The sequence below is a fragment of the Actinokineospora bangkokensis genome (assembly GCF_001940455.1).
In the GTDB taxonomy this organism is placed as follows: Bacteria; Actinomycetota; Actinomycetes; order Mycobacteriales; family Pseudonocardiaceae; genus Actinokineospora; species Actinokineospora bangkokensis.
In genome coordinates this window covers 556609-575390 of the sequence record NZ_MKQR01000009.1, presented here as the reverse complement: position 1 = coordinate 575390, position 18782 = coordinate 556609, and the positions used below count along the sequence as shown (strand labels likewise).

14 protein-coding genes are annotated in these 18782 nt (G+C 74.8%); 3 read left to right on the top strand and 11 right to left on the bottom strand.

Annotated elements, in window-relative coordinates:
- Positions 1 to 7 precede the first annotated feature (7 nt).
- The 4 genes from BJP25_RS10780 to BJP25_RS35335 are packed head-to-tail and all read right to left on the bottom strand — an operon-like array spanning position 8 to position 7097.
- Positions 8 to 1228, bottom strand: coding sequence for a macrolide family glycosyltransferase (locus BJP25_RS10780; RefSeq protein ID WP_075974669.1), 1221 nt, complete (start codon positions 1226 to 1228; stop codon positions 8 to 10).
- Positions 1228 to 2958, bottom strand: a complete 1731-nt coding sequence (locus BJP25_RS10775) for an ABC transporter ATP-binding protein (protein ID WP_084793866.1) — start codon at positions 2956 to 2958, stop codon at positions 1228 to 1230. Before BJP25_RS10775 ends, BJP25_RS10780 begins: the two co-directional genes overlap by 1 nt.
- Before the next feature lie 4 nt (positions 2959 to 2962).
- Positions 2963 to 4687 (bottom strand): ABC transporter ATP-binding protein, encoded by a 1725-nt coding sequence (locus BJP25_RS10770; protein WP_075974668.1) that lies wholly within the window; start codon positions 4685 to 4687, stop codon positions 2963 to 2965.
- Positions 4688 to 4697: 10 nt separating this feature from the next.
- Positions 4698 to 7097: a macrolide family glycosyltransferase gene (locus BJP25_RS35335; RefSeq protein WP_084793865.1), complete on the bottom strand. Its 2400-nt coding sequence runs from the start codon at positions 7095 to 7097 to the stop codon at positions 4698 to 4700.
- A gap of 92 nt (positions 7098 to 7189) precedes the next feature.
- On the opposite strand from BJP25_RS35335, the gene BJP25_RS10755 reads away from it, so the two are divergent.
- Positions 7190 to 8380, top strand: a complete 1191-nt coding sequence (locus BJP25_RS10755; protein ID WP_075974667.1) for a macrolide family glycosyltransferase — start codon at positions 7190 to 7192, stop codon at positions 8378 to 8380.
- A 111-nt stretch (positions 8381 to 8491) separates the two neighbouring features.
- Here the strand turns inward: BJP25_RS10755 and BJP25_RS10750 are convergent, their stop codons facing one another.
- Together BJP25_RS10750 and BJP25_RS10745 are read right to left on the bottom strand one after the other, a co-directional pair.
- The gene (locus BJP25_RS10750; protein WP_084793864.1) at positions 8492 to 9346 is read right to left on the bottom strand and encodes an ABC transporter permease; all 855 of its coding nucleotides are present in this window, start codon (positions 9344 to 9346) and stop codon (positions 8492 to 8494) included.
- Positions 9343 to 10311, bottom strand: coding sequence for an ABC transporter ATP-binding protein (locus BJP25_RS10745; protein WP_075974665.1), 969 nt, complete (start codon positions 10309 to 10311; stop codon positions 9343 to 9345). The genes BJP25_RS10750 and BJP25_RS10745 overlap by 4 nt, the downstream gene beginning before the upstream one ends.
- 329 nt (positions 10312 to 10640) lie before the next feature.
- On the opposite strand from BJP25_RS10745, the gene BJP25_RS10740 reads away from it, so the two are divergent.
- Positions 10641 to 11882, top strand: a complete 1242-nt coding sequence (locus BJP25_RS10740; protein WP_084793863.1) for an Nramp family divalent metal transporter — start codon at positions 10641 to 10643, stop codon at positions 11880 to 11882.
- Positions 11883 to 12026: 144 nt separating this feature from the next.
- On the opposite strand, the gene BJP25_RS10735 is transcribed toward BJP25_RS10740, so the two are convergent.
- Positions 12027 to 14213 (bottom strand): hypothetical protein, encoded by a 2187-nt coding sequence (locus BJP25_RS10735; RefSeq protein WP_075974664.1) that lies wholly within the window; start codon positions 14211 to 14213, stop codon positions 12027 to 12029.
- Between the two features lie 168 nt (positions 14214 to 14381).
- Between BJP25_RS10735 and BJP25_RS10730 the strand changes: the two genes are divergently transcribed.
- Entirely contained in the window at positions 14382 to 14792 is a 411-nt protein-coding gene (locus BJP25_RS10730; RefSeq protein ID WP_075974663.1) for a hypothetical protein, read from the top strand.
- A gap of 108 nt (positions 14793 to 14900) precedes the next feature.
- Here BJP25_RS10730 and BJP25_RS10725 read toward each other — a convergent pair whose 3' ends face one another.
- The 4 genes from BJP25_RS10725 to BJP25_RS10710 form a co-directional block, all read right to left on the bottom strand.
- On the bottom strand, positions 14901 to 16094 hold the full coding sequence (locus BJP25_RS10725; protein WP_075974662.1) for a tyrosine-type recombinase/integrase: 1194 nt from the start codon (positions 16092 to 16094) through the stop codon (positions 14901 to 14903).
- Positions 16087 to 17448, bottom strand: coding sequence for a coiled-coil domain-containing protein (locus tag BJP25_RS33170; RefSeq protein WP_075974661.1), 1362 nt, complete (start codon positions 17446 to 17448; stop codon positions 16087 to 16089). Before BJP25_RS33170 ends, BJP25_RS10725 begins: the two co-directional genes overlap by 8 nt.
- Before the next feature lie 216 nt (positions 17449 to 17664).
- A complete protein-coding gene (locus BJP25_RS10715) occupies positions 17665 to 18009 on the bottom strand; it encodes a hypothetical protein (protein WP_143218978.1) in 345 nt (114 codons plus the stop codon).
- Between the two features lie 26 nt (positions 18010 to 18035).
- The gene (locus BJP25_RS10710) at positions 18036 to 18779 is read right to left on the bottom strand and encodes a putative protein N(5)-glutamine methyltransferase (protein WP_198943418.1); all 744 of its coding nucleotides are present in this window, start codon (positions 18777 to 18779) and stop codon (positions 18036 to 18038) included.
- Between the last annotated feature and the right edge of the window lie 3 nt (positions 18780 to 18782).

Sequence of the window (18782 nt, the reverse complement as noted above, 5' to 3'; positions counted from 1 at the left end):
GGCCGCGTCACAGGGGCGTGGCCGCGCGGCTCCTGGCCAGGGTGGCCTCGACGACGTCGGCCGCGCGCGTCGCGCCACCGGCCCGCTCCAGCGCCCCGCGCATCCAGTCCACGCGCTCGCGCACCCGCGCGTCGCCCGCGGCGGCCAGCACCGCGTCGCGGACCTCCTCGGCGGAGCTGTCCACCGAGGACACCAGGTGCCCCAGGCCCAGCGCCGCCGCGCGGCGGGCGTTGAGCTTGTGCTCGGTCACGTCCGGTGGCACCAGCACCAGCGGCACGCCGAACGACAGCGCCTCCATCATCGTGCCCATCCCGGCGTGGCAGGCGAACACCGACGCGTGGCGCAGCACCGCCGCGTGCGGGAGCCACTGGTGGGCCTCGACGTTGGGCGGCAGCTCGCCCAGCTCGGCCACCCGCACCCGCGACCCCAGCGTCAGCACCACGTGCCAGGGCAGCCCGGCGAAGGCGCGCGCGCAGCGGCGGAAGAAGTCGGGGTTGCGGTTGAAGGTGGTGCCCAGCGAGATCAGCACCACCGGGGTCCCGTCGGCGGGCGGGGCCCAGCCGTCGGCCCGCTCGCGCGGCAGGCACGGGCCGACGAAGGTGTGCCGGTCGTCGAAGTCCCAGGCGTTGAGCTGGAACTCCTCCGGCAGGAACACCAGGTTGGTCTCGTCGCAGGGGGTCAGGAACTCCATGGTGCCCGCGGTGAGCCCGTGCTCGGCGACGAACCCGCCCACCTCGGCCAGGAACTCCACGATCGCCGGGTGCTCGGCGGAGATGGGCTCGTCGAGCTCGGCGGCCTGCGCCTGCCCGAAGGAGAACACCTCGTTGGAGGCGAACACCGGGAACAGCTGGATGGCCGGGCGGCCCTGCTTCTGCGCCAGCGCGCGCCCGGCGGGGAACGTGCTCACGTCGTAGACGTAGAGGTCCGGGGGCTCGGCCAGGGCGCGCTCGAACACGCGGGCGGTGGCGATGCCCTCCTCGATGCAGCGCAGCGGCTCGCGGGCGACGTAGTCGGCGGTGAACCGCTCCGGCTGCGCCTTGCCCGCCAGCGCCGAGTCGTACACCAGCGGCTCGGCCCCGGTCGCCAGCACCGCGTCCGCGAACTCGGCGGTGGTGGCGAAGGTGACCCGGTGGCCGCGGCGGACCAGCTCGGCCACCACGGCGAGGGTGGGGGTGACGTGCCCGTGCGCGGGCAGCGGGTTGACCAGGACGTGTCCGGGGGTGCTCATCAGGCCTCGTTCCAGTAGCCGACCAGGTCGGCGTAGAGCGGGGAGCTGGTGCGCAGCTCCAGGTGGGTGCCGACGTCCACGGCGCCCCCGTGCAGGAGCACCACGCGGTCGGCGCGCATGGCCGAGCTGATCCGGTGGGCGATGACGACGAGGGTGCGGCCGGTGGCGGCGAAGGCGTCCTCGGCGCGGCGCTCGCGCTCGGGGTGCAGGTGGCAGGTCGCCTCGTCGAGGACGACCACCTCGGCCGGGGATGCGTACGCGCGCACGAGGGTCACCAGCTGCTTCTGGCCCTCGGACAGCTCGCCGGGCGAGTCGATCCGGCCGTCGAGCCCGCCGCGGGAGGCGACCAGCTCGTCGGCGCCCACCGCCGCGCAGGCCAGCTCCAGCTCGGCGTCGGTGGCGTCGGGGTTGAGGTAGGCCAGGTTCTCCCGCACCGAGCCGGAGAACACGTACGCCTCCTGCGGCAGCAGGGTCACCGAGCGGCGCGGCCACCGGCGGTCGAGCCCGGTCACCGGCACGCCCCCGAGGGTGACCTCCCCGCGCTGCGGGGTGTCGAGGCCCGCGATGAGGTTGGCCAGGGTGGACTTGCCCGCCCCGCTGGGGCCGACGACCACCAGCCGCTCCCCCGGGCGGATGGTGAGGTCCACCCCGTCGAGGATCTTCTCCGAGGCCGGGCCGTAGGCGAAGTCGACCCCGCGCAGCGCCACCTCCCCGGTCGCGCCCGAGCCCGTGGCCTGCGGCTCCGGGTCGGCGGGCAGGCGCGCGTACTCCTGCACCCTGGCCAGCAGCACGCCGATCTGCAACCCGATGTCGCCGACGACGCGCACGAGCGCGCGCAGCACCGGGTCGAGGCTGCCGATCAGGTAGGTGGCCGCGCCCAGCAGCTCGCCGGGGGTGAGCACGCCCGAGGACACCGCCTGCGGCGCGGTGAGCAGCAGCACCGCCAGCGGCAGCCGCCCGCCCAGGGCCAGCACCGCCACCCGGCCCGCGACCACGCGCCCGATCCGGTTCACCGCGTCGGCGTGGGCGTCGACGTCCACGGCGAGGTCGCGGGTGGCCCGCTCGGCCGCCCCCACCGCCACCACGTCGCGCAGGCCGAGCAGGGTGGTGCTCGCGGTGGCGGACAGCTTCTCCTCGGCCAGCAGCCCGTCGCGGACGCGCCGCTGCCAGCCCCGGGCGGTCGAGGCCAGCACGAGCACGACCAGCGCGGTGCTGCCCACCGACACCCAGGCGACCGCGGGCGCCAGCCAGAACAGGCCCGCGATGACGAACACCAACGAGAACACCGAGGTGCGCAGCACGGTGAGCAGCTGGGAGATCAGCATCCGCAGCACCTCGGTGTGCTTGGTCGCCCCCTCCACGCTGCGCCCGTCCACCCGCTCACCGGGCACGACCCCGCGCAGCAGGGTGGCCCGCACGGTGCGGCTGACCAGGTCGAAGCGCAGCGACTCGACGACCTCGGCCAGCGGTTGCACCGCCTGGCGGGCGCCGAACCCGCCCAGCACCACCACCCCGGCGTAGCAGCACAGCAGCAGCGCGCCGGTGGCGAAGTCGCCCGCCAGGAACCCCCGGTCCAGCGCCGCGGCCACCAGCGCGCCGGACACCAGGGTCGGCCCCGCCTCCAGCACCGACCAGCCGAGCAGCCGCAGCAGGTCGCGCCGATGGCGCCGGGCGGTCTCGCCGAGCAGGCGCCACCCGGTGCCCGGCCGCAAGGCGGTGATCGTGGTCACCGGATCAGCTCCCCGTCTCGGCGGTGTCCAGCTCGGGTTCCTCGGCCAGCGCGAACACCGCCCGGTACCGGGGGTCGGCGCGCAGCTCGCGGTGCGTGCCGATGCCCGCCACGGTGCCGCCGTGCAGCCACACCACCACGTCCGCGCGCGCGGCGGTGGAGGTGCGGTGGGCGATGAGCAGCCGGGTCGAGCCCCGCGACGCCTCGTGCAGCGCGGCGCTGATCGCCGCCTCGGTGGCGGTGTCCACGCTGGACAGCGCGTCGTCCATGACGATCAGCCGCGCCGACCGGCACGCCGCGCGGGCCAGCCCGAGCCGCTGCACCTCGCCGCCGGACAGGCGCAGCCCGTCCAGCGGGGTGCCCGTGCGCTGGGGCAGCCTGGCGACGAAGTCCTCCGCGCTGGTGGACAGCAGCGCGGCGTCGAGGCGGGCGTCGGGGACGGTGTCGTCGCCGTAGCGCAGGGCGTCGGCGATCGTCGTGCCCAGCAGGTTCGGCCGCTCGAAGGCGTAGACGACCGCCCGGCGCAGCTCCTCGGGGCGCAGCTCGGTGGTGGGCACCCCGTCGAAGGTCACCACGCCCCGGTCCGGCGCGAGCAGCCCCCCGGCCAGCGCGGTCAGGGTCGTCTTGCCGACCCCGGACTCCCCGACCAGCGCCACCGTGGCACCGGCGGGGACGTCGAAGGTGATGTCCCGCAGCACCTGCCGCTCGCCCACGTCGGACCCGACACCGCGGAAGCTCAGCGCCCCGCGCCCGGCGGGCAGCGGCTCGTCCCCGCCGGGCAGGCCGGGCTCGTCGGCCACGGCGCGCAGGCGCGCGGCGGCGGCGCGGATCTGCCCGATCTCCCTGGCGCTGCCCGCCTGCTGGAAGATCCCCATGGCGTAGGCGAGGTAGGACGAGGCGGCCAGCACCTCCCCGACGCTGATCCGGCCCGCCACCACGCCCCAGCCCGCCACGCCCAGCACGACGACCTGGAGCAGCGGGGCCAGCACCGAGGTCTCCCAGGTGACCTGCCGCTGCTTGAGCCAGATCCGCAGCGACAGCGACCGCAGCGACCGGGCGGGCGCCAGGACGCGCGCCACCTCCTGCTCGGCGGTGCCGCTCGCGCGGATCGTGCGCAGCCCCCGGATCGCGTCGGACAGCCGGGTCGCCACCCCCGCCTGCTCCACCGCGGCCTCGATGCTCAGCGCGGTGATCCGCTTGAGGTGGCGCAGCGTGACGACCACCAGCAGCGGCCCGATCAGCAGGAACGCCACCCCGAGGGGCCAGTCGATCGCGAACAGGGCCACGATCCCGCCCAGCGAGGTCAGCAGCGGCACGCCGATGCGGGTGACGACGTTGGCGGCCTGGGCGGTCTGGTGGGTGGCGTCGGTGAGCCGGTTGACCAGGTCGCCCTGGTTGAACCGGCGCTGCCCCCGGAACCCGAGGGTGAACACGTGGGTGAGCAGCCCCAGCCGCAGGTACCGCAGGGCGCGGGTGCGCGCGGAGAAGTCCGCGACCTCGACCAGGCTCTCCGCCGCCAGCCCGACCAGCAGCAACCCGATCACCACCAGCACCAGGCCGTCGCCCGGCCCCCTGGTCAGCGCCAGGTTCACCGCGGTGCCCAGCAGCGCGGGCACCGCGATCACCACCGCGGCGTTGACGACGCTGAGCGCCACCAGCCACAGCGTCGACCCGCGCCCGGCGCGCAGCGCCGCCACCACCAGCGACCCGCTCTCCCGCACGGCGGTCACGTCCCCTCGATCACCATGTGACGGGCACCTCGTGCACGCCGTAGTGGTCCATGTCGTCGCGCATCCGCAGCTCGTGGGCGGGCACCGCCAGGCGCAGGCCGGGGAACCGGCCGAGCAGCGCCGGGTAGGCCACCCGCAGCGTCTCGCGCGCCAGGTACTGCCCGACGCACTTGTGCACCCCGTGCCCGAACGCCAGGTGCCCGCGGGCGTCGCGGGTCAGGTCCAGCCGGTCGGGCTCGGGGAACTTGGCGGCGTCGCGGTTGGCCGCGGGCAGCGCGACCACCACCGTCTCCCCCGCGCGCACCAGCACCCCGCCGACCTCGACGTCCTCGGTGGCGCACCGGCTGGCGCCGAACTGCGAGATCGTCAGATGCCGCAGCAGCTCCTCCACCGCGCCGTCGAGCAGTTCCGGCTTGGCCAGCAGCAGGTCGCGGCGCGCCGGGTCCACCAGCAGCGCGACGGTGCCCAGGGCGATCATGTTGGAGGTGGTGTCGGTGCCCCCGCCCAGCAGCGCCCACGCGATGTTGCGCTGCTCTTGGAGGTCGAGGTCACCGCGCGCGGCCAACCGCGCCAGCGCCCCGCCCGCCCGACCGCTGGCGACCAGCTCGTCGAGCAGCTCACCGACGACGGTGACCGACCCGATCAGCTCGTCGAGGGTCATCGTCAGCCGCATGATCGTGTCCAGGTTGTCCTGGAGCGGCGCGCGGAGGTCGGCGGGCACCCCGAGCAGGTCGAAGACCACCGCGGCGGGCAGCGGCCGGGCGAAGTCGCGCACCAGGTCGGCGGGCGGGCCCTGGGCGGCCATCGCGTCGAGCAGGTCGGCGGCGGTGGCCTCGATGGCCGGGCGCAGGTCGGCGGCGGCGCGCGGGCTGAACAGGTGGCCGATGGCGCGCCGGTAGGCGGTGTGCCGCGGCGGGTCCATCTTGTTGAAGGCGCCGGGTTCGGCCGCCGGGGGCCGGTGGTCGCCGGGCGGCAGCTCGAAGGGCGGGGGCAGCGGGGAGGCCAGCAGCTCGCTGCGGTGGCTGAACCGGGCGTCCGAGAGCACCGCCTTGGCGTTGGCGTGGCTGGTCACCAGCCACCCCTCGCCGCCGAGGGGAAAGGACAGCCTGCGGATGCCGCCGCCTGCCAGCTCGCGGTAGCCGGTGGGCGGGTCGAACGGGCACGCGCGCGTGCGCGGCAACGGGACGGCCTCGTCGAGTTCGCCGGGCACCAGGAAGTCGGCCGCCCGGGCCGCGCCCCCCGCCGCCTCGATGTCCGCGCGCAGCCCGCGCATCCGGGCAGCCACACCCGGGTCGTCGAGCACGGACGCGACCGCCGCGCGCAGCTGCTCGGCGGTCAGCCCGTCCGGGTCGACCCGGCGGGCCAGCCCCAGCTCGACCAGGCGGGCGGCGTTGATGCGCTGCTCGGGCTGGTAGGGCACGACGACCAGCGGGGTCGCCGTCGAGCCCGCGGCCATGATGCTGCCCATGCCCGCCTGGGACACGAACGCGTCCGCGTGCGCCAGCACCTCGCCGTAGGGCACCCACCGGTGCACCTCGACGTTGTCGGGCATCGCCGCGGCGGCCCGCTCGTCGAGCGCGTCGCCCACGGCGAGCACGACGTGCCACGGCATGCCGCCCAGCGCCTCGGCGCAGGTGCGGAAGAACTCGGGCTGGTCGTTGACGACCGTGCCCAGCGACACGAACACCACCGGGCGCCCGTCCCCCGGCGGGGCCCACCCACCGGGGGCGGCGGGTTCCGCGCACGGGCCGACGAAGGCGTGCTCGGCGCCGAAGGTGTCGCCTGCGGGTTGCAGCGACCGGGGCAGGAAGACCAGGCTCCGCTCGCCCTCCCCCAGCGTCAGCGCCCGCCCCTCGGCGGGGTCGATGCCGTTGTCCACCAGGAACCGGGCGAGCAGGTCCTTGAACGCCACCACGGCCGGGTGGTCCTCGGCCAGCTCCGGGTGCCCGGCGTGCTCGACCTGCGCGCGCATCAGCGAGTACGCCGAGTTGGAGGCGAACACCGGCAGCAGCTGGCAGGTCGGCACGCCCCACTTGCGGCCGAGCACCCGACCGGGGGCCCACACCGTCGTGTCGTAGGCGATCACGTCGGGCCGGTCGTCGTCGAGCTGGCGCTCGATGGCCGCGGTGGTGCCGACCATCTCCGAGACGTACTGCAGGAACGCCCGGCTCACCTCGTCGTCGGCCCACCGCGCGGGCGGCTTCACCGTCGACATCAGCGCGGTGTCGTACTCGACCACCGCGGCGCCGGTGGCGGCCGCGCTCGCCGCGACCGCGGGCGTCACCGCGTAGGTGACCCGGTGGCCCCGGCGGATGAGCTCGCGCGCCACCCCGAGCGTCGGCGTCACGTGCCCCGCGGACGGGTAGGGCAGGAAGGCGACGTGGCGGGGGCGGCCAGCGGGAGTGGGCACCCTGGCATCGTCGGTGCCGCCCGGGCGGGTGCGGCAGCCGCGCCCGCAAGGACTAGCAAATCCCTCACAAGCTCATCGTGTGTGCTCGGGGCATGGCATCGCGAAGCGAGGCACCGCACGTCGTGCTGTGCACGATCCCCGGCTACGGCCACGTCACGCCCGTGCTGGACGTCATCGGTGAGCTGGTCGCCAGGGGCGCGCGGGTCACCGCGGCCACCGGTGCCGCTTTCACCGGGCCGCTGCACGACGCCGGGGCGAGCACCGTCGCCTACGACGAGGTCGCGGGCGGCTCGCACGCGGTGGCTGAGGCGCTGGCGGGGCTCACCGGGTTCCTTGAGCCGCTGGCCCCGGTCCGCGCCAGGCTCGCCGAGGACCCGCCGGACGTGCTCGCCTTCGACTCGGTGATGTGGCTCGGCGGCCGCGTCCTGGCCCACGACCACCCCGCCCCCACCGTGCAGCTGAGCCCGTGCCTGGCCTCCAACGAGCACTTCTCGCTGCCCGAGCGGGTCGCCGCGCACGTGCCCCCGGCGCCCGCCACCGACAGCGCGGCCCCGGCGGCCGACGCGGCGGGTGAGCTGAGCGCGGTGCTGGCCTCGGCGGGGCTGACCGGCGACCTGGGCGCGCTGCTCAGCGACGCCGAGGACCACAAGCTCGTCTTCGTGCCGCGCGAGTTCCAGTTCGCGGGCGCCACCTTCGACGACCGGCACACCTTCGTCGGCCCGTGCCTGGGCCCGCGCAGGCTCGCGGGCGCGTGGGAGCCGCCCGCCGACGGCAACCCGGTGCTGCTGGTGTCGCTGGGCACCTCGGCGTTCAACGACCAGCCGGACTTCTTCCGCTCCTGCGCCGCCGCCTTCGCCGACCTGCCCTGGAACCTGGTGCTCACCCTGGGCAGCGGCACCGACCCGGCCGAGCTGGACCCGTTGCCGCCCAACGTGCGCGCCCACCGCTGGCTGCCGCACCCCGCCGTCCTGCGCCACGCCCGCGCCTTCGTCTGCCCCGGCGGCATGGGCAGCATCATGGAGGCGCTGTCGTGCGCGACCCCGATGGTCGTGGTGCCCCAGCACGGCGAGCAGGAGGTCAACGCCGAGCGGGTGGTGGAGCTGGGGCTGGGCAAGCGGCTGCCGCGCGCGGAGGTCACCCCCGAGGCCGTGCGCGACCTGGTGCTGGCGGTCGCCACCGACCCGGCGATGGCTGAGCGGGTCCAGCGGATGAGCGAGCACTGCGCCGCCGCGGGCGGTCACCACCGGGCGGCCGACCGCATCCTGTCGCTCGTGGACCGGTAGCAGGCGGACGCCCCCGGTGCGGTGCACCGGGGGCGGACACGAGCGGGCCCGTCGCGCAGGGGGAGTGCGCGACGGGCCCGCTTCTGCGAAGGCGGCTGGGGGGACCCGCCTTCAGCCGGAGTCCCGCTTGCTCAGCACCAGGTACGAGCAGGCGAGGAAGGCCACCACCCACGCGCCCAGCACCCAGCTCGCGACCTGCGGGTCGAGGTAGGTGGCCGAGGTCGGGTCGCGGCGGACGTTGGTCAGGTTCTCCGCGGCCGAGGCGGGCAGGTAGGCCAGCACGTGCTGGCGCACCCACAGCGGGAGCAGCTGCCCGATGAGCAGCGGGCCGAAGATGATGCCCAGCGAGGTCGCGATCGCCCCGGCGGCGCTGCGCAGCAGGAACGTCAGGCACAGCGCGATCAGCGCGAACGCCGCGGTCTCGCTGCCCCAGTTGAACAGGCTCGGCAGCACCCCGGGGCTGCCCAGGTCCAGCGCCAGCGACGGGTCGGTGCCCCGGATGATCGCCTGGCCCGCCAGGAACGCCACCGTCGAGTACACGACACCGGCGACGTAGCAGGGCAGGGCGACCACGATCGCCTTGGCCAGCACCACCCGCAGCCGGTTGGGGGTCACCGTCAGCGTCAGCCGCATCATGCCGCTGGCGAACTCGCTGGAGGCCACCATGGAGCCGAACACCACGAACAGGATCAGGCTCAGGTCGACCCCGACCCTGGTGGTGCCCGCCGCGTCGAAGGCGGCCCGGTCCTGCGGGGCCATGCTGTCGAAGGTCGTGGTGGTGGCGAAGGTGAACAGCAGCGACAGGCCGATCGCGATGACCCCCGCGATCAGCAGCAGCAGCCAGGTCGAGCGCACCGAGCGCAGCTTGGTGAACTCCGAGCGGACGGTCTCCTGCAACGAGGGCGAGGGCCGGTCGGCGGTCTCGGCGGCCGAACCGGCCCCGGTGGTGGCTGTGCTCATCGTCATTCGCTCCGATCCCCGGTCAGCGCCGTGACCTTCTTCAGCTCTTCGCGGGCCTGCGCGGCCTCCTCGGACGACCGGTACTGCACGCTGTCGTGCGTCAGGTCCATGAACGCGTCCTCCAGGCTGGCCCGGCGCGGGGTCAGCTCGTGCAGGCCGATGCGCTGCTCCAGCGCGATGTCACCGATCTTGGCGGCGTCCACGCCGACGACGTGCAGCGCGCCGTCGGAGGCGGTGGTCACCGTGGCGCCCGCCCTGGTCAGCGCCTGGGCCAGCTCGGTGGCCGAGGGCGAGACGACCCGCACGTGGCTGCGGGTGTTCTTCTGGGTCAGCTCGGTGATCGGGGTGTCCGCGATCAGCTTGCCCCGGCCGATCACCACCACGTGCTCGGCGGTCTCCTCCATCTCGTTCATGAGGTGGCTGGAGATGAACACCGTGCGGCCCTCGTCGGCCAGGTCCTGCACCAGGGTGCGCACCCAGTGGATGCCGTCGGGGTCGAGGCCGTTGAGCGGCTCGTCGAACATCAGCACCGGCGGGTCGCCGAGCAGCGCCGTCCCGATGCCCAGGCGCTGGTACATGCCCAGCGAGAACCCGCCGACCTTCTTGCCCGCCACGTCGGCGAGCCCGACGGCGCCGAGCACCTCCTCCACCCTGGCCTTGCCGATCCCGGCGGCCTGGGCGACCCAGAGCAGGTGGTGGTAGGCCGAGCGGCCGCCGTGCACCGCCCGCGCGTCCAGCAGCGCCCCGACCTCGTGGATGGGCGCGGGCAGCGACCGGTACTGCTTGCCGCCGACGGTCACCGACCCGGAGGTCGGCGTGTCCAACCCGAGCACCATCCGCATCGTGGTCGACTTCCCCGCCCCGTTGGGGCCCAGGAACCCGGTCACGATGCCCGGGCGCACGGTGAAGGTCAGGTCGTCGACAGCGGCTGTCGAGCCGTACTTCTTGGAGAGCCCCACCGCTTCGATCATCAGCTTCCACATCCCATGCGTGCGCAGTTCTCTTCGCAGGGTGTAGTCAACCGTGTTCGGGGTGGGTGCAACTAGCGGCGTTGGTGGTCGATCCGGACAACCAAGGTTGCGCGGGCACCTCCCGGGTGGGGGTGCTCACCGGAACCGGGACCGGTCGCCCGCGCGGGCCCGGTTTTTGCTCGCCGGGTGCGCAAGTCCGCCGTGGACTTGCTCGGCGGGCGCCCACTCCCACACCCGTCGGCGCGAGCCCGTTGTGCCCGGCGCGAGCAGCGGCGATCATCCCAGGGGTCAGCGGTACCGGGTCGTTCCCAATCGTTCGGGGAGGTCGCGTGGTCGACACCGTGACAGCGGTGGAGCCGAGGTCGCTGCGCGGGCGGCTGCGCACCATCGCCGGGCTGATGGGGCCCGCGTTCGTGGTGGCGGTGGCCTACGTGGACCCCGGCAACTTCGCGACCAACATGGCCGGTGGCGCCGGGTACGGCTACCTGCTGCTGTGGGTGATCGTCTCGGCGTCGCTGGCGGCGGTGTTCATCCAGCACCTGTCGGCCAAGCTGGGCGTGGCCACCGGCGCGAGCCTGCCGGAGCTGTGCCGCGACCAGTACCCGCGCCCGGTCGTCGGCGTGCTGTGGGTGCAGGCGGAACTGGTCGTCATGGCCACCGACCTGGCCGAGTTCGTCGGCGCAGCGGTGGCGCTCAACCTGCTGTTCGGTGTCCCGCTGCTGCCCGCGGCGGTCATCACCGCGGTGGTGTCGTTCGCGATCCTGTCACTGGGGGCCGCGCGGCGGCGCCGGTTCGAGGCGGTGATCGCGACCCTGCTGGGCGTGGTGCTGGCCGGGTTCCTCTACCAGACCTTGCGGCTGGGCCCGCTGACCGAGGCGGGCGCCGGGCTGGTGCCCGGGTTCGCCGGGGTCGACAGCGTGCTGCTGGCGACCGGGATGCTGGGCGCGACGGTCATGCCGCACGCGATCTACCTGCACTCCGCCCTCACCCGCCACCACCACCGCGGCAGCACCGCCGACCTGCGCCGGTCACTGCGCGCGGGCATGGTCGACCTCGCCGCCGCGCTGGGCATCGCCGGGCTGGTGAACGTCTCGATGCTGCTGGTCGCCGCCGGGGCGCTGCACGGCACCGAGCTGCCCGCGGAGTCGCTGGAGGACATGCACGCGGGTCTCGGCGCCACCCTGGGCGGCGGCGCGGCGGTGGCCTTCGCGGTGGCGCTGCTGGCCTCGGGGCTGGCGGCCTCCAGCGTCGGCACCTACGCGGGCCAGGTCGTGATGGAGGGGTTCCTGCGCAGGCGGGTGCCGCTGCCGGTGCGGCGGCTGGTCACGATGCTGCCCGCGCTGGCCGTGCTCGCCCTCGGCGTGGACCCGACACGGGCGCTGGTGCTCTCGCAGGTGGTGCTGTCGTTCGGCATCCCGTTCGCGCTGCTGCCGCTGGTGCTGCTCGGGCGGCGCACGGCGGTGATGGGCGAGCTGGCCAACGGGCGGGTGATCACCGCGGTGGGCGTGGTGCTGGCGGTGATGATCTCCGCGCTCAACCTGTTCCTGCTCTGGCGCACCCTGTTCGCCTGACCCCCGAACGCACTGCGGCCCCCGGGGTCACCGGGGGCCGCAGTGGACGTGGGAGCGAGGAAGGCGGGAGTGCTAAAGCGTCCATGCGCTCTCTTTAGAGGAGAGTAGAAGGAAGCTCTCCCATGGCCTCGCGCGCTCAGCGTATCAAGCGGGCACAAGCTGGTTCAGGGTGGACAGGGTGATCACCGTCGAGCCCTCCGGCAACGTGCCCGGGTCCTCCAGGCCGATGTAGAGCACCGGGTCCACCAGTGGGCCCGCGGTGTCGAGCGTGCTCACCCGGCCCGCCGTCCTGCCGATCAGCTGCACCAGGTGGCCCACGGTCAGGTAGCGGCGGTCGACCACCGACCGCGTCAGCGCCGTGGTGGTGACCTTGTGCGTCTCCACCTGGTTGAAGTCCACGCGCCCGGACAGGTACAGGTGCGTCCACAGCGCCGACCACGACCCGTCGTCCGCGCGGTGGAACACCATGGGCAGGCTCACCCGGCCGGTGCCGCGCAGCTGCGAGCGGGTGCGGACCGTGCGCGCCTCGAACGGCGCCCCGCCCTGGTCGGCATCGCGGGTCATCCACCCGAACATCGACTCCGCGACCTCGTCGAACCCCTCGCCAGAGTACACCGACACCTGCGGCACGAGGTAGCGGGCCCCGATCGACGCCAGCGGCAGGTCGATGAACTCGGTGGCCCCGTCCGGCGCCTCGGTGATGTCGCCGGAGTACACCGCGCCCTCGTCGCGCAGCCGCGTCCACGAGACGTGCCCGGTGTAGTGGAAGTCGTCGTCGAGCAGCAGCGCGGACAGGTCCCAGTCGGTGCGGCGGGCGCGCTGGCGCCAGTGGGTGAAGAACCGCAGCACCTCCCCCACCACCGGTGTCCGCGACCCGCGCGGCGCCACGGCGAACCCGTCCTCGGCCGCCGCCCCCGACAGCGGCACCGCCATCGCCAGCACCGCGGGGTCCACCACGACCGTCGCCGCGGTGGGCAGGCGCCGGGCCAGCTCGTCGTCGAGCAGCGCCGCCGCGGCGGCCACCGCCCCCGGTGCCGGGACCGCCCGCCGGTCCGGGGCGATCCACGCGCGCCGGTTGCGGTTGACGAACAGCCGGGACGCGGCCGGGGCGTCGCGGTTGAGCAGGTGCTCGCGCACCGAGCACAGCACCCGACCGGACGTGCCGGGCAGCGCCGCGCCGAGGGCGGCGAGCACGTCCCCGGTGGCGTCCTCGGGCACCGAGCGCAGGAGCCGGTCGACCGACCGCAGCAGCAGGCCGGGGGCCGGGGCGAGCACCCGGGTCGCCGCCACCGGGTCGCGGCGGGCGAACGCGGCCTCCGCGCGGGCGGTGGTGGACGGCACCCGCTCCTGGCCCCTGGCCACGGCGAACACCCGCTGGGCGTTGGCGAGCTCCGGCAGCTCCCCGGGGTGCAGGCGCTCGGCGAGCCGCTTCCAGCGCTCGGCGTACCGGGTCACGTCGGCGAGGGTGCCCGGGTGCGCGGCCACGGCGGCGTCGAGCGCCCCCAGCAGGGCGCGGCGGCGGCGCCGGGGCAGCGAGCGGAAGCGGGTCGGGGTGCGCAGGGTGACGTCGCCGCCGCTGACCTGGCAGGCCAGGCGCAGCACGTCGGTGGGGTGGTCGACCGCGATGAGGTCGAGCCCGGCGGCGAGGCGGACCGCGTTGACCAGCGCCCGGTTCTCCCGCACCGGGATGGCGGTCGGCTGCGGGTGGTCGCGGTACTCGGCGGCCAGCTGGGTCAGCAGCAGCCGGTCCTGCTCGCCCAGCGGCGTGGTCGACCCGGCCAGCTCGGCGTAGAGGGCCAGGGCCTCCTCGTCGAGGGTGGCGCCCAGGTGCAGGGTGGTGACCCGGTCGCCCGCCCGCGCCACCAGCTCGTCGTGGGCGGCCAGCAGCTCGGCGTAGGTGTGCTGGTAGCGGCCGTAGGTGGGGATGGCGAGCAGGTCGAGTTCCCCGGAGACCGCCGCGGCCAGCAGGTCGGCGTCGGTGGGCACGGTGGTCCCGGTGGCGTCGGTGCGCGGGGCGACCAGCGCCTTGCGCAGCTCACCGACCCAGAACTCGACGGTGTCGGGCACCCCGCGCGGGAAGTCGATGAAGTAGGAGTTGTGCGCCACCTGGTCCCCGACCAGCTCGCGGACCGCCGCGACGACCTCCACCGCCAGCGTGGTCGCGGTGTGCGGCGCCAGCCCGGACACGTGCTCCAGCAGCGCGGACGAGCACGTGAACCCCACCCCGGCCAGCGCGGCGTCCAACCGCCGGGCCACCCCCGCCCCGTCCCCGGCCGGTCCGGCGACCCGCGGCACCCGCAGGGTCCTGGTGATGATGGTGTGGTTGCGCATGTGGTCCCTCTGATCGATCCGGTGCCGCGCCAGTCTGGCAGGGCGAGCGCGGGCGGCGCGGGTGTTTCCTGCTCCGGACGGTGCACGACCCGGTGATCGGCGGCGCGCGAGCGCCGGGGTGTGGTGTCCTGGACACCTGATCACCGAGCGGTGCCGCGGGAGGAACAGATGGGTGTGGAAGTCGTGGTGGGGATGCTCATCGCGTGGGTGGCCGCCAAGGCCCGCAGGGCGGCGCAGCGGGCCGACGGCGTGGTCGACGACGCCATCGACAAGGGCGTGGAGAAGGTCGGTGAGCTGGTGCTGGGCAAGCTCGGCGGGGACTCCGCGGTCGAGCAGCTCCAGCTGGAGGCGGCGGGCGGCGAGGACCGGGTGGACGAGCTGACCAAGCAGCGCGTGGACCTGTCGCTGCAGGCGGCGTGCAAGTCCGACCCGGAGTTCGCGGCGCGGTTGGCCGAGGCCGTGGAGCAGGCCCGCGACGAGCTGCGCGACAACCGGGTGGTGCAGCAGAGCGTGTCCGGCACCGTGCTCGGGAAGGTCACCCAGATCGGCGGCGACGTCCACGGCGACATCAGCTTCTGACCCGACCGGGGACGGCGAACGGCCCCGCCTGAGGTCGGGGGTTCCCAAGCGGGGCCGTACGCCAGGGGTATCGCCGCCCCCGCCGGGGCTGTTACACCCCGGGCGCGGTCATTCCCCGAACACGCGCCGGGCCACCCGGTCCGCCGACGACCGGGCCGGGTCGGGGGCGGCGGAGCTGTAGACGTGCCGGGTGGTGTCGGTGCTGGCGTGCCCCACGTCCACCGCCACGTCGGTGATGTCGGCGCCCTCGGTGATCGCGGTGGTGACGTAGTAGTGCCGCAGGGCGTGCGGGTGCAGGGTCGCCGCCAGGCCGGTGCCCGCCGGGTCGATGGCCGCCGCGATGCGCCGCAGCAGCTCCCAGATCCCTTGCCGCGTGCACCGCCGCCCGGTGCGGCTGACCAGCAGCGGCGTCCCGGCCGCCACCTGCCCGCGCACCGCGGGCACGGCCGTCGCCGCGTCCAGCGCCCGCAGGTACTCGTCGAGCGCGGACGCCACCGGGTCGGCCAGGTAGACGATGCGGTCCTTGTCCCCCTTGCCCGCCACCCGCACGGCGCGCCGCCCCCGGTTGCGGTGCAGGTCGCCGCGGTCGAGCCCGCACAGCTCGCTCACCCGCACCCCGGCGGTGAACAGCGCCACCACCGCCCGCGCCCGCAGCCGGTCCAGCTCCCGCTGCCGGGGCAGCCGCCCCGCGAAGTGGAACAGCGCGGCCACCTCGGCGTCCGCGAGGGTGATCGTCCGCGACGCGCCCTTGCGGGCCGCGTCGAGCCCCAGCCGCGCCCGGTTGATCGCCGCCGGGTTGGCGGCGACCACGTCTTCGGCGACCAGGTGGTCGTAGAGCGCCCGCACCGCGCCCAGCATCTTGTCCCGGGTCGCCGCCGCCGCTCCCGCCGCGGCCAGGTCGGCCAACCACGCCTTGACGTGCGCGGCCCGGGTGGCGGTGGGGTCGAGGTCGCGGGCGGCGCACCACCGCAGCCAGTGCAGGTGGCGCAGCCTGCCCGGGGGTGCGGGCGGCGGGGCGTGGGTGGCGGGTCTGGTGGCGGGCGTGCGCATCACGGCCGCGTAGGCGGCCACCGCGTGCGCCCAGCCGGGGGGCGCGGTGCCGGGGTGCGCCCACCGGTCGATGTCGTCGGCCTTGGTCGGCAGGCCGAGGGCTTGCCCGGCGTAGGTGTGGCGGGTGGTGGTGTTGCCGTACCCGGCCAGCCACTCCGCGATGGCGGTGAGCAGCCCGGCGGGGTCGGCCACCCCGGGCCACACCGTGCCCGCGGCCCCGAGGTCCGTGGACGGCCGGGTCACCTCAGTCATCGGTGCCCCCGGCCGCGACTTCGACCAGCACCCGGCGGGCGAGGACGTCGGGGGTGAGGTTGTGCCCGGTCAGCTCGAAGATGCGGCGCACGACGTCCTCCCCGGTCACGAGGTCATGGTCGCGCAGGAACATCATCACGATGTCGGCCGGGTCCTCCTCGGGCTGTTCCCGCAGCCGGGCGACGAGGTCGGCGTGGGCGTCCGCCCCGCCGGTGAGCAGGGTGAACACCTGCCGCACCCCGGGGTGGCCGGTGGCGTCGGCGGGCACGACGGCGGCCAAGCGCCGCAGCACCCCCACCTCGACCCGCGCGGCGGTGTGCTGCTCTCGCAGGGTCGCCAGGGCGGCCTCGGTGGTGGCGAGCGTGGCCGTGGCGCTGTCGAGCCGGGCCGCGGCGGCGGCGTGGTCGGTGGCGAGCCGGGCCACCTCGTCGCCCAGCCTGGCGTTGTCGCTGGTGAGCCGGGCCGTGGTGGCGGACAGCCGCGCCAGTTCGTGGGTGAGCCTGGTGTTGTCGGTGGTGCGGGCGGCCAGTTCGTCCTGGAGCCGCGTGGTGTCGGCGGTGAGCCGGTCGCGTTCGTCGGCTGCTTCGGCGGCGGCCACCCGCGCGGCCCGTTCCGCCGCCTGGGCCTCGCGCAGGTGGGCCTGCGCGGCGGCGACCTCGGCCCGGTCGGCTTCTCGTTCCCGGTTGGCCGCGGCCACCGCGTCGGTCAGCGACGCGACCCGCGCCAACGCCGCCTCCCGCGTCTTCACCGCGTCCTGTGCGGCCACCACCGCGTCCTGCCGGGCCTGCTCCGCCGTCGCCGCCCGCCGCTCCGCTGCCGCGGCGGCCTCCACCGCGGCGTCCGCGCGCTCATCGGCCTCCCTCCGCCGTCGCTCGGCGGCGTCCGCGCGTTCCCGGTCAGAAGCCGCTTGGGCCTGCGCCTCGTCCCGGGCCTGCTCCGCGACCTCCAGCGCCCGGCGGGCCTCCTCGGCCCGGGCCTCGGCCGCGCCAATGCGCTCAGCCTCCCGCCGCACCACCTCCCGCTGCTCCCCCACCGCGGCCGCCGTCTCCGCCATCACCTCCGCCACCGGCTCCAGCACCTGCCGCATCCGCAACAACTCGCGGTCCAGCACCGCCAGCGGGTCCTCCGAGGATTCCTCGCCCCGCGCGGCTCGATACGCCACCACCGCGGCCCCGTGCCGCTTGCAGGAGAACCCCGCGCCATCCCACATCCCCTGCCCCTCGGGGCAGTACCGCAGTCGAGGCCCGCCCCGGACGCCGCTCCGCTCGGGCAACACCTGCCCGCAGCACAGGCACCCCTGGTCGTCGGGCACCGCCACCACCGCTTCGACCACCACGGTCTCGCTGCCAGTCACATTCACTCCGCAGTTAGAAGTACCTATCTATGTATGAATCATAGTTAGTTAGGACTAACTGTCCGCAGCAACACGCCGAGCCAGTCTTGTCCTACAGAAGTGGCCTTCTGTAGGACAAGACTTCCGGGGCGCGGACGAGAGCGGCCGGGCAGCCTCTGAGGGGCTGTCCGGCCGCTGGAAAAACTGGGTCAGGGGGTGGGGAGGGCTCTGGGGCTGTCACTCGGGGAGTGGGACGTAGTGCGCCGCCTGCTCCAGCGTCGCGGCGACGTCCCAGCTCAGGTCAGCATTCGGCAGCGCGTCGAAGTCACCGTGCTCGATGTCGACCCCGAAGAACCGCAACCCCTCCCCCGCCACGACGACGAGGGCGCAGCACCGCCAGCACGTCCCGGGACGTTGAGGAGTGCCTTCCGGCATGAGGGGCCGTAGGAACACGGCCGAGATCCGGTCGAGGTTCTGCTCGACCCACGCCGGTCGGCCCACGCCGCTGAAGCGCAGCAACCGCGCTCGCTCGAACAGCCGCAGCAGTCGCTCGCCCGAGACCCGCTTGATCTCGTCGGGCACGCCCTGCCACCGCTGCCCCGGCCCCATCAGGACCGCAACTGCCCGCTGACGACGGTGGCGTACCGGTCGTCGTCCTCGTGGAGCCGGGAGGCGAAGCCCGCGGCGGTGAAGGCCGCCATCGTCAGGGGCGCCTGGGACTGGCTCGTCTCGATCAGCAGATGACCACCCGGGCGCAACCACCGGGGCGCGGCCTCAGCGATCTCGCGGTGGTACCGCACCCCGTCCGCGCCGCCGTCCAACGCCAGGAGGGGTTCGTGGTCGCGGGCCTCGCGGGGCATCAGCGCGATGGACCCGGTGGGCACGTACGGGGCGTTGACTGCGATGACGTCCAACGTCCCGCGCAGGTCATCCGGCAGCGCGTCGAACAGCGAGCCCAGGTGGACGTCGGGTAGCGACCGGGAAGCGCACGCCACCGCCGCGGGGTCGATGTCAGCCGCGTGCAGCACCAGACCGGGGACGCGGGCGAGCAGCGCGGCGCCCACGGCCCCGCAGCCGCAGCACAGGTCGAGCGCCACCGAACCAGCGGAGAGCAGCGGCGCGGCCAGTTCCACCAGGAACTCCGTGCGCTGCCGGGGGATGAACACCCCGGGGTCCAGCGGGACGCGCAGACCGTCGAACAAGACCCAGCCCAGCAGGTGCTCCAGGGGTTCGCCAGCGACGCGGCGTTCGACCAGCGCGTCGAGCGCGTCGGCGGGGGCCTCGCTGAGCAGGGCCGCCTCTTCCTCCGCGAACACGCAGCCCGCGGCGCGCAGGCGGGAGACGATGTCCACCGG

Coding starts and splice junctions, on each gene's coding strand:
- BJP25_RS10780 (WP_075974669.1), bottom strand. CDS start 1,228: ATGAGCACCCCCGGACACGTCCTGGTCAACCCGCTGCCCGCGCACGGG.
- BJP25_RS10755 (WP_075974667.1), top strand. CDS start 7,190: ATGGCATCGCGAAGCGAGGCACCGCACGTCGTGCTGTGCACGATCCCC.
- BJP25_RS10750 (WP_084793864.1), bottom strand. CDS start 9,346: ATGACGATGAGCACAGCCACCACCGGGGCCGGTTCGGCCGCCGAGACC.
- BJP25_RS10745 (WP_075974665.1), bottom strand. CDS start 10,311: ATGATCGAAGCGGTGGGGCTCTCCAAGAAGTACGGCTCGACAGCCGCT.
- BJP25_RS10735 (WP_075974664.1), bottom strand. CDS start 14,213: ATGCGCAACCACACCATCATCACCAGGACCCTGCGGGTGCCGCGGGTC.
- BJP25_RS10730 (WP_075974663.1), top strand. CDS start 14,382: ATGGGTGTGGAAGTCGTGGTGGGGATGCTCATCGCGTGGGTGGCCGCC.
- BJP25_RS10725 (WP_075974662.1), bottom strand. CDS start 16,094: ATGACTGAGGTGACCCGGCCGTCCACGGACCTCGGGGCCGCGGGCACG.